The sequence below is a fragment of the Rossellomorea oryzaecorticis genome (assembly GCF_038405515.1).
Lineage (GTDB): Bacteria > Bacillota > Bacilli > Bacillales > Bacillaceae_B > Rossellomorea > Rossellomorea oryzaecorticis_A.
Genome location: NZ_JBBYAF010000107.1, coordinates 1 through 444 on the forward strand (window position 1 = coordinate 1; position 444 = coordinate 444).

Sequence of the window (444 nt, forward strand, 5' to 3'; positions counted from 1 at the left end):
CACACCCGTTCCCATGCCGAACACGGAAGTTAAGCTCTTCAGCGCCGATGGTAGTTGGGGGATCTCCCCCTGTGAGAGTAGGACGTCGCCAGGCATTATATGGAGGATTAGCTCAGCTGGGAGAGCATCTGCCTTACAAGCAGAGGGTCGGCGGTTCGATCCCGTCATCCTCCACCATAGATTTTTGCAAAGTGCAGCGGAGCAAAAGATCTTTCCATCCTCTACTAAGAGACAAACTCTAAATTAATATGCCGGTGTAGCTCAACTGGTAGAGCAACTGACTTGTAATCAGTAGGTTGGGGGTTCAAGTCCTCTTGCCGGCACCATTTTGGTTTTACTCATCATTGTGTTATGAGCCATTAGCTCAGTTGGTAGAGCATCTGACTTTTAATCAGAGGGTCGAAGGTTCGAGTCCTTCATGGCTCACCATAGATTTTTGCAAAA

At 48.4% G+C, this 444-nt stretch carries 3 tRNA genes and 1 rRNA gene; all 4 read left to right on the forward strand.

Annotation, left to right across the window (positions count from 1 at the left end):
• A 5S ribosomal RNA gene (gene rrf / locus AAEO50_RS21295) occupies positions 1–94 on the forward strand; the annotation flags it as partial.
• A 7-nt stretch (positions 95–101) separates the two neighbouring features.
• A tRNA-Val gene (locus tag AAEO50_RS21300) sits at positions 102–177 on the forward strand.
• Positions 178–250: 73 nt separating this feature from the next.
• Positions 251–326, forward strand: a tRNA-Thr gene (locus tag AAEO50_RS21305).
• Between the two features lie 27 nt (positions 327–353).
• Positions 354–429 (forward strand) — tRNA-Lys (locus AAEO50_RS21310).
• The last annotated feature ends 15 nt before the right edge of the window (positions 430–444 follow it).